The 9676-nt window shown below is 68.1% G+C and carries 8 protein-coding genes; 1 reads left to right on the top strand and 7 read right to left on the bottom strand.

All coding sequences use genetic code 11. The features are described from left to right. Positions 1 to 38: 38 nt before the first annotated feature. From ACFU7D_RS26525 to dnaE, 3 genes are all read right to left on the bottom strand, one after another. Positions 39 to 1559 (bottom strand): hypothetical protein, encoded by a 1521-nt coding sequence (locus ACFU7D_RS26525; RefSeq protein WP_378873029.1) that lies wholly within the window; start codon positions 1557 to 1559, stop codon positions 39 to 41. A gap of 88 nt (positions 1560 to 1647) precedes the next feature. Beyond that, entirely contained in the window at positions 1648 to 2277 is a 630-nt protein-coding gene (locus ACFU7D_RS26530) for a hypothetical protein (RefSeq protein WP_378873031.1), read from the bottom strand. Continuing rightward, positions 2262 to 5846, bottom strand: coding sequence for a DNA polymerase III subunit alpha (gene dnaE, locus ACFU7D_RS26535; protein WP_378873037.1), 3585 nt, complete (start codon positions 5844 to 5846; stop codon positions 2262 to 2264). The genes ACFU7D_RS26530 and dnaE overlap by 16 nt, the downstream gene beginning before the upstream one ends. A 138-nt stretch (positions 5847 to 5984) precedes the next feature. Between dnaE and mmuM the strand changes: the two genes are divergently transcribed. Then, positions 5985 to 6848 (top strand): homocysteine S-methyltransferase, encoded by an 864-nt coding sequence (gene mmuM, locus ACFU7D_RS26540; protein WP_378873033.1) that lies wholly within the window; start codon positions 5985 to 5987, stop codon positions 6846 to 6848. A 62-nt stretch (positions 6849 to 6910) separates the two neighbouring features. Here mmuM and ACFU7D_RS26545 read toward each other — a convergent pair whose 3' ends face one another. From ACFU7D_RS26545 to ACFU7D_RS26560, 4 genes are read right to left on the bottom strand one after another with little or no spacing between them, the layout of a single operon-like run. Next, a complete protein-coding gene (locus ACFU7D_RS26545; protein WP_378873035.1) occupies positions 6911 to 7378 on the bottom strand; it encodes a GNAT family N-acetyltransferase in 468 nt (155 codons plus the stop codon). Next, on the bottom strand, positions 7356 to 8297 hold the full coding sequence (locus ACFU7D_RS26550; protein ID WP_378728485.1) for an RluA family pseudouridine synthase: 942 nt from the start codon (positions 8295 to 8297) through the stop codon (positions 7356 to 7358). Before ACFU7D_RS26550 ends, ACFU7D_RS26545 begins: the two co-directional genes overlap by 23 nt. Further along, positions 8294 to 8869, bottom strand: coding sequence for a signal peptidase II (gene lspA / locus ACFU7D_RS26555; protein ID WP_378728486.1), 576 nt, complete (start codon positions 8867 to 8869; stop codon positions 8294 to 8296). The genes ACFU7D_RS26550 and lspA overlap by 4 nt, the downstream gene beginning before the upstream one ends. Continuing rightward, positions 8842 to 9270 carry a TraR/DksA family transcriptional regulator gene (locus ACFU7D_RS26560; protein ID WP_091047579.1) on the bottom strand — a complete coding sequence of 143 codons (429 nt, stop codon included), beginning with the start codon at positions 9268 to 9270 and terminating at the stop codon, positions 8842 to 8844. Before ACFU7D_RS26560 ends, lspA begins: the two co-directional genes overlap by 28 nt. Positions 9271 to 9676: the final 406 nt, after the last annotated feature.

Below are 9676 nucleotides of genomic sequence, written 5' to 3' on the forward strand. Positions count from 1 at the left end.
AGTCGGCTCGTCATGACGCGCCGACTCGGCTCGGCAGGTCAGTCGACGGTGATGCGAGCCAGGGCTCGCGAGGTGTCGCCGTCCAGGTAGGCGCTGAAGCCGAGCTGGCCGAGCGCCTCGATGTCGTCGGCGACCTCGGGAGCCTCGGCCGTCACCAGCTCGTCGAGACCGTCGAAGTCGACGTAGACCACCCCAGAGGCGTCCTCCGCCTTGGGGACCGCGTCCTTGAACTTGTCGGTCTCTGCCAGGCCACCGTCGGCGAGCAGGTCCTTGCCGTAGTCACCGATCCCGACGGAGGTCACCTCGCCCTCGCTGTCGACGCTGACGATGCCCGCGGCGCCGAAGCCCGAGGTGAGGTCGTCGACGAACTTCTCGACATCGGCCGGGTCGGCACCATCGAGCTTGATGCCGATCTCCAAGGAGTCCGGAGCGCTCAGGTCGATCTCGCCGGCCGCGATCGCGAAGCTGTCACCGAGGAGCTTCTCGAGATCACCGGGTGCCATTCCGAGCATCTGGTCGAGCTGGTCGTCCGCGCCGCTTCCGGCCAGGCCGGTCGTGAGCCAGCCGTCGGCCGGGTTGGCCGCGATCACAGCGGTGGTGTCCTTCGGCAGCGTGCCGGCGATGGTCCCGGCCTCCACGGACTCGGCCTGCTCCCCCATCGACGAGGCAGCCTCGAGCTCGAAGGCGTCCTCCTCGGCGCGCACGGTGAAGGCCGCGCCGCCGAAGTCCTTCATCGCCGACCGGATCGTCTCGGCCAGGGCGGCCGGGTCGGGCAGCGGCGCGATCCCACCCATCGGGTTCTCGGCAAGCCCACCCTCGGCCTCGTCGAACGCGCCGTTCTCAGCGGCCTCGGCGATGGCGTCCGGCAGCTCCTCGGCGGCGTACGCCGTGATGAAACCGGTCCCGCCGATGTCACCGGTCCACTTCTTGAAGCCGGCGTCCTCTGCCAGGGTGCCGGCAGCCACCGCCTTCTCGATCGCGGCGAGGTCGTCATCGGTCTTCGCGATGAGCGCCCACCCGTCATTGACCGACCAGGCGGACTCCGAACCGCCACACCCGGCGAGCTTGGGAAGGCCGGCCTCGGCATCGGACTCGTCGGTGACCTGCAGGGCGAACGCGACCACCGGCTCCGCGTCCGCGGGGACCGCGCCGACGGCGGCCTTGTAGCCGATCCAGGGCTCGACGTCCTTGGCGAAGTCGAGGTCGTCACAGGCGTTGGCGAACAGCGCCTCGCGCGGGTCCTCGCCCTCCTCGAGGCCGAGCTCCTTCTTGATCGACGGCAGCTTGCGCAGCGTCGGCAGGGCGTCCTTGGCCTCGGTCAGGTCGATCTCGGCGTAAGCGAGGGTCGAGGCGGGGAATGCCTCTGCCGGGGACCCACCGGCGTTGCTCAGCGCGACTGCGGTGAGGGTCCCGGCGGTGGCCAGCGCCGCGACACCCAGGACGGCTGCCGCGCCGATGAGCAGCGGCTTCCTGCTCCTTCCGGCAGAGTCCCCGCCGAGGTCGAGGATCTCTGTCGCCTCCGGTCCGGACGGGTTCTGACCGGGAGTGATTTCTGACATCAGTGACTTTCAGGTTCTGTCGGTCAGCACCGTGCCGACCGTCCAACCTGATGAATCTACGCCGACCAGGGGCGGCTGTCCGCCCCAATTACCTTTCGGTCGCGGTCCGCTGCCCGTCGAGCTCGTGGTCCTCGCGAGGGTGCGGTGCCCACATCAAGAAGATCACCATCAGCGCCAGCATCGCCGAGCCCGGGACGAGCAGGACCAGCCACGGCGAGGCCAGCTGGAAGCTGTCCTGCAGGACGGTGCCGTCGGCGGCGCCCTTGGCGAGAGGGTTGGGGTCCTCGGGCGAGAGCAGCGAGGTGACCAGCAGCATCAGACCGCCACCGATCGCACCACCGACCATCAGCGCGCCGAGGGTGACCAGCTCGGAGCGGTTGAGCCAGACCGCGGCGGCGATGCCGACCAGCAGGCCGAGCACGATCGCGCACACCGAGAACCAGGCGGTCGCGGCGAAGACGCCCTGGTCGATGTTCTGCCCGATGGCGGGCGGGTCGATCGAGATGAGCCCCCGGTACCACTTGTCCTCGAGGACCATCCCGGTCGGCGGGGTCCACAGCGTCGCCGCGGCCAGACCCGCCGCGAGGCCTCCGACGATGAAGGCGACCACGATGATGGCCACCTGGACCAGCACCGGTCGGGACAGGTCGGGGCGGGCGGAGCGGTGGCCGGTCGCGTAGAGGCTGGGCGGCGGCGGCACGATCAGATTGTCAGGCATCCTGGTCCGAGGAGTTGTTTGAGGTCGGCGAACAGCTCGGGAGTCGGTGCCACCCGCAGCCGGTCGTCGAGCTTCATGACCCGGGTCGCGTCCCGTGTCATCAACCGTAGCCTGACCTCGGCTACTCCGGGATAGGTGGTCAGTACGTCACGCAGCGACGCGATCACCTGCGGCGTGCACCGCGTCGACGGCAGCGAGATCACCACCGGCCCGCCGGCGGCACCCGGACCACCGGTCAGGTCGGGGACGGTGACCTCCTGGCCGCGCAGCTCGGGCTGGTCCTTGTCGCGGGAGAGCTGGCCCTTGACCCTGATGATCGAGTCCTCGACCAGGTGCGGCGCGGCCAGCTGGTAGGACGACGGGAAGAGCAGCACCTCGACCGAGCCCTCGAGGTCCTCCAGGGTCACCGTCGCCCAGGCGTCGCCCTTCTTGGTGATCCGCCGGTTGACTCCTGTGACCAGCCCGGAGACCGTGACGGTGGTGTTGTGGGGCCGAGTCTCGTCGGTCATCAGCTGTCCGATGGTGCAGTCGGTGCCGTTGGCCAAGACGTGCTCCAGGCCCATCAGCGGGTGGTCGGAGACGTAGAGGCCGAGCATCTCCCGCTCATGGCCGAGCAGGGTCATCTTGTCCCACTCGTCCATGTCGGGGATGGCCACCGAGACGCCGAAGCCGTCTCCGCCGTCCTCGTCGAGGCCGCCGAAGAGCGAGTCCTGGCCGATCGCCTCGTTGCGCTTGATGTCGATGTACTGGTCCACCGCGGTCTCGTGGATCGCCACCAGCGCGCGGCGGCGGTGCTTCATGTCATCGAAGGCACCGGCCTTGATCAGCGACTCGATCACGCGCTTGTTGCAGGCCCGCTCGGGCACCTTGGAGAGATAGTCGTTGAAGTCCTCGAACCGGCTCTTGGACGTGCGGGCCTCGACGATGCCGTCGACCACCTGGGCGCCGACGTTGCGCACGGCGGTCAAGCCGAAGCGGATGTCGGTGCCGACGGCGGTGAAGTCGTGGGCGGACTCGTTGACGTCGGGCGGCAGCACCGCGATCTTCATCCGGCGACACTCGTTGAGGTAGATCGCCATCTTGTCCTTGTCGTTCTTGACCGAGGTCAAGAGCGCGGCCATGTATTCCGTCGGGTAGTTGGCCTTCAGGTAGGCGGTCCAGTAGGTGACCACGCCGTAGGCCGCCGAGTGCGACTTGTTGAAGGCGTAGTCGGAGAACGGCAGCAGGATCTCCCAGATCGTGTCGATCGCCTTCTGGGAGTAGCCGCGCTCGAGCATGCCGGCCTGGAACCCGGCGTACTGCTTGTCGAGCTCGGCCTTCTTCTTCTTGCCCATCGCGCGCCGCAGGTTGTCGGCCTGTCCGAGCGAGAACCCCGCCAGGACCTGGGCGATCGACATCACCTGCTCCTGGTAGACGATCAGGCCGTACGTCTCCCCCAGCACCTCCGCGAGCGGCTTCTCGAGCTCGGGGTGGATCGGCACGATCGGCTCGCGGCCGTTCTTGCGGTGGGCGTACTTGTTGTGGGAATCGGCACCCATCGGGCCGGGCCGGTAGAGCGCGGAGACCGCGGTGATGTCGGCGAACCGGTCGGGGAGCATCGAGCGCAGCAGCGCCCGCATGCCACCACCATCGAGCTGGAAGACGCCGAGCGTGTCGCCGCGCTGCATCAGCTCGTAGGTCGGCTTGTCGTCGAAGGGGACGTCCTCGAGCACCAGGTCGATGTCGCGGTTGGCGCGGATGTTGCCCAGCGCGTCCTCGAGGGTGTGCAGGTTGGAGAGGCCCAGGAAGTCCATCTTGACCAGGCCGAGCGACTCGCAGGTCGGGTACTCGAACTGGGTGACGACCTGGCCGTCCTGCTTGGGCTCCATCAGCGGGACGACGTCGATGATCGGCTCGGAGGCCATGATCACGCCCGCTGCGTGGATGCCGGTCTGACGGATCTGGCCCTCGAGACCGAGCGCGGTCTCGTAGATCTTGCGGACGTCGGGGTCGGTGTCGTGCAGGGCACGGAAGTCGCCGCCCTCGCCGTAGCGCTTGTGGTCGGGGTTGAACAGCTCCTTGAGCGGCACCCCCTTGCCCATCACGTCGGGCGGCAGCGCCTTGGTGATCCGGTCGCCGATCGCGAAGCCGTGGTCGAGGATGCGGGCGGCGTCCTTGATCGCCTGCTTGGCCTTGATCCGGCCGAAGGTGGCGATCTGGGCGACCTTCTCCGCGCCGTACTTCTCCGTGACGTACTTGATCGTCTCGCCGCGGCGGTGGTCGTCGAAGTCGATGTCGAAGTCGGGCATCGAGGGACGCTCGGGGTTGAGGAACCGCTCGAAGAAGAGTCCGTGCTCGAGCGGGTCGAGGTCGGTGATCTTCAGTGCGTACGCCACGATCGACCCCGCACCCGAACCACGACCCGGGCCGATCCGGATGCCGTTGTTCTTCGACCACTGGATGAAGTCGGCGACCACGAGGAAGTAGCCCGGGTAGCCCTTCTGCAGGATGACGTCGATCTCGAACTCGACGCGGTCGCGGACCTCCTGGGTCGTCTTCTCCCCGGGGTAGCGGATCTCGATGCCGCGCCAGGTCTCCTTGCGCAGCCAGGAATCCTCGGTCTCCCCCTCGGGGATGTCCGCAAGGGCCATGTAGCCACCGGTCGACTCGCTGAACTGCACGTCGCAGCGCTCGGCGATCAGCAGGGTGTTGTCACAGGCCTCGATCAGGTCCTGCCGGCCCCACAGCTCACGCATCTCGGCGGCGGTCTTGATGTAGTAGCCGCTGCCCTCGAACGCGAAGCGCTTGCCGCCCTTGGAGTAGGGCGGCTCGTTCATCCGGCTGCCCGACTGCACGCACAGCAGCGCCTCGTGGGCACCGGCGTCCTCGGGGTTGTTGTAATGGGAGTCGTTGGTCGCGACGGGTGCGATGTTCATCGCCTTGCCGAGCTTGAGCAGGTCGTCACGGACCCGCTTCTCGATGGAGATGCCGTGGTCCATCAGCTCGAGGAAGACGTTGTCCTTCCCGAAGATGTCCTGCAGCTCACCGGCCTCCTTGAGCGCCTCGTCCCACTGGCCCAGCCGCAGCCGGGTCTGGATCGCGCCCGAGGGGCAGCCGGTGGAGACGATGATCCCTTTGGAGTGCTCGGCGAGGATCTCCTTGTCCATCCGGGGCTTGAAGTAGTAGCCCTCCAGGCTGGAACGGCTCGAGAGCCGGAAGAGGTTGTGCATCCCCTCGGTGGACTCGGCCCACATCGTCATGTGGGTGTAGGCGCCACCACCCGAGACGTCGTCGCCGCCCTCCTGCGCCGCATCGCCCTTGCCCCACCGCACCCGCTTGCGCTCGCCGCGCGGGGTGTTCGGCGTGATGTAGGCCTCGATCCCGATGATCGGCTTGACGTCGTGGGCCTTCGCCTTCTTCCAGAAGTCGTAGGCCCCGTGCATGTTGCCGTGGTCGGTCATCGCGATCGCCGGCATCTCGAGCTCGCTGGTCCGCTTGAAGAGACCATCGAGGAGCGAGGCACCATCCAGCATCGAGTATTCGGTGTGGACGTGCAGGTGGACGAAAGAGTCCTTGGAGCCGGCCGCCATTGGCGTGGAGCCCTCCTCGAGGTCGAACGGATGGAGCGGGCGCAGGAGCCCGTGCAAACGGACGACCTGGGGGAAGGACTACAGACTATCTGGCGCCACCGACAGTTTTTCGGGCGGCTGGCCGTACAGTCGTGAGTTGTGGTGACGATCCTCGACGGCGGCCTGTCCAACGCGCTGGAAGCCCGCGGTCACAACGTCTCCGGCGCCCTGTGGACGGCCCGGCTGCTCGACGAGTCGCCGACGGAGATCGCCGCGGTCCACCGCGCCTACTTCGCCGCCGGCGCCGACGTCGCCACGACCGCGAGCTACCAGGCCAGCGTGCCAGGTTTCGTGGAGGCCGGGATGACCGAGACGTACGCCACCGAGCTCCTTCGTCGCAGCGTCCGCGTCGCGCGCGAGGTCGCCGAGGAGGCTCCCGGGCGCCTGGTCGCCGCCTCGGTCGGGCCCTATGGCGCCTATCTGGCCGACGGGTCCGAGTACCGCGGCCGCTACGGGGTCTCCGCGGCCGCGCTGCGTGACTTCCACGCGCCCCGGCTGGCTCTGCTCGAGACCGAGGACCCCGACCTCATCGCGGTCGAGACCATCCCCGACATCGAGGAGGCCGAGGTGCTCGTCGACCTCCTCGACGACATCGGCCTCCCGGTGTGGTTCTCCTACTCCTGCACCGGCACCCGCACCCGTGCCGATCAGCCCCTGGCCGACGCGCTGGCACTGGCCGCGGGCATCCGCTCCGTGGTCGCGGTCGGCGTCAACTGCTGCGACCCCGCCGACGTCCCCGCCGCCATCCAGCTCGCCACCGCCACCGGCGAGCCCGCCGTCGTCTACCCCAACACCGGGGAGGTCTACGCCGACGGCGCCTGGACCGGCACCCCTCACTTCCGCCCCGGCGAGGCCCTCTCCTGGGTCCGTTCCGGAGCCGCGTACGTCGGTGGCTGCTGCCGCGTCGGCCCCGCCGAGATCGCCCTCCTGGCAGCCGAGGCGTCACATAGGTCGGCCGAGTAGGCATCAGCCTGCCCACTCGACCGACGCGAGTGACGCCTCGGCCGACCTGGGTGACGCCTCGGCTAGGGCCAGGCCATCCGTACGTCGGGAGTCTTCTCCTGGTTGGCGGAGCCGTCGGTGCGCTCGACCTCGCGCAGCCCGTGGCGAGCGTAGAAGGCCCGCGCGGGGGTGTTCATCTCGAAGACCCAGAGACCGAAGCCGTCGGGAGTCAGCGACTTCACCAGATCGACCAGCATCGTGCCGAGGCCGGTGCCCTGGGCGCGGGGGTGGACGAAGAGGTCGTCGAGCCAGGTCGGGGTGAAGGCGACGAAGGCCGAGACGACGCCGGCGACCTCCGTGACCCAGACCTGCGACCCCTTCTGAGGCGCCAGGACCTTGACCGCGAGCCACTCCCGGATGTCCGACTCCGGGTAGATCGGCGCCGGCATCGGCGCGGCCGCACGGGCCTCGACGTAGGTGCGGACGATCTCGTCGATGTCCTCGCGCTCCGCGGGCCGGAGCACGGCCTCAGTCGGAGTCGCGGATGACATCGAGCGCGTGCTGGAGGTCGTCGGGGTAGGTCGACTCGAAGGTGACGTACTCACCGGTCTCCGGGTGCTCGAAGCCGAGCTGCACCGCGTGCAGCCACTGCCGCTCGACCCCGACGCGCCGAGCCAGGGCGGGGTCGGCGCCGTAGGTGAGGTCGCCGACACAGGGGTGCTTCAGTGCCGACATGTGGACGCGGATCTGGTGGGTGCGCCCGGTCTCGAGGTGGATCTTGAGCAGCGAGGCGAACCGATGCGCCTCCAGCGTCTCGTAGTGGGTGACCGACTGACGCCCGTCCGCGCGGACCGCGAACTTGTAGTCGTACTTCGGGTTGCGCCCGATCGGGGCGTCGACCGTCCCCTCGAGCGGGTCGGGGTGGCCCTGGACCAGCGCGTGGTAGGTCTTGTCGACCGTACGCTGCCGGAACGCGTTCTTGAGGACCGAGTAGGCGTGCTCGGACTTGGCGATCACCATCACGCCGGAGGTGCCGACGTCGAGGCGCTGGACGATGCCCTCGCGCTCCTTGGCCCCTGAGGTCGAGATCCGGAAGCCGGCCGCGGCGAGGTGGCCGACGACGGTCTGCCCCTGCCAGCCCGGCGAGGGGTGGACGGCCACGCCGACGGGCTTGTCGATCACCACGAAGGCGTCGTCGTCGTAGATGATCTTGATGCCCTCGACGATCTCGGGCTTGATCTCCAGCGGGTCTGCCTGCGACGGGATCGTCGCGTCGAGCATCGACCCGGCGCTGACCCGGTCGCTCTTGGCCACGGCCGAGCCGTCCACGGTCACCAGGCCCTCGGCGATCAGCTCCGCCGCGCGGGTGCGGGAGAGGCCGAACAGACGCGCCATGGCGGCGTCGACCCGCTCCCCCTCCAGGCCGTCCGGGACGTGCAGCGTGCGCTGGTCGGCGTGACCGAAGTTCACTTCTTCTCGCCCTCGGACTCGTCCGCGGCGCCGCCGTCGATGGACCCGTCCAGCCCGATCCCCTTGAACGAGAAGATCACGATCAGCACCGCGGCCACGTTGATGCACATGTCGGCGACGTTGAAGATCGGCCAGTTGGGCAGCTGCAGGAAGTCGACCACGTGCCCGACGTAGAAGCCCGGCTCACGCGTCAGCCGGTCGATCAGGTTGCCACTGATGCCCGCGATCAGGATGCCGAGCGCGATGGCCCAGCCCCGGTGACGCACCCGGCGAGCAAACCAGAGCACACCGATCGTGGCCACGATCGAGAGCGTCGTGAAGACCCAGGTGTGGCCGGTTCCCGTCGAGAAGGCCGCTCCCGGGTTGCGGATGATGTTGAGCTGGAGCACCGAGCCGATCAGCTCCTGCGGCTGCCCGGGAACGAGCGTCGCGACCGCCCAGAGCTTCGTGATCTGGTCGATGACCAGCAGAAACACTGCGACGGCCGCGAACTCTGCCCATCGAACAGGGCGCACGTCGGACTCAGGACCGGTATGTGCGTCGCTCAGCGACGCTCCTCGCGCTGCTTGCATGTCATGCACAGTGTGGCACGCGGGAACGCCATGAGCCGCATCTTGCCGATCGGCTCCCCACACGACTCACAGATGCCGTACGAGCCGTCCTCGAGGTATCCCAGGACACGCTCGATCTGGGCCAGCTTGTCCTTCTCGCTGTTGACCACGGTCAGCTCGTGGTCACGCTCGAAGCTGGTCGCTCCCATATCCGCCTGGTCCTGGCCGGCACCGTCGCCGGAGTCCTTCATCAGGCCGGAGAGCTCGGTCTCGAGAGCGGTGAGCACCTCGAGGCTGTGAGCCCTCATCTCGTGAAGCTCGTCGATGACCTCGTTGAGCTCATCCTTGGTCCACGGGTCCTCGCCGTCCTTCACCTTCAGCTGGTCAGGAGAAACGACGGTCTTGGTTGCTTTCTTAGGCACGGCACTCGCTTTCTGGTGTGTGACACGGCCCCCCCGGGCCGCAGGGTGGTCAGGTTTGGCTAGGCGCTCGCCATGGCGCTTCGAACAGCCATGACGTAGGAGCTGGTATTCCCAGAAAGCTCGGGCGTCGTCACCTGGACGCGCCCGACTGCCGCGCTGGCGCGACACCTCATCGGTACAGACATGGAGTCCCCTTTCTCCTGCCGTCACTTCGCGCCGCCGAGTCGGTGCGGAGTGCGTGCCCGGAATGTAGCCCGGGAATCGGCTCTGCTCAACTAACACACCGAAACTGAACAGATATTGGTCCGCAGCGTGGAAAAACTCCGAAATCCTCTTACAGGACCCGCCTCACCTGCTACAACGCGTGTCCGCCCGAGCCGGCAGAACTGGCAGGAAGCATCGGACG

The sequence above is a fragment of the Nocardioides sp. NPDC057577 genome (assembly GCF_042801335.1).
In the GTDB taxonomy this organism is placed as follows: domain Bacteria; phylum Actinomycetota; class Actinomycetes; order Propionibacteriales; family Nocardioidaceae; genus Nocardioides.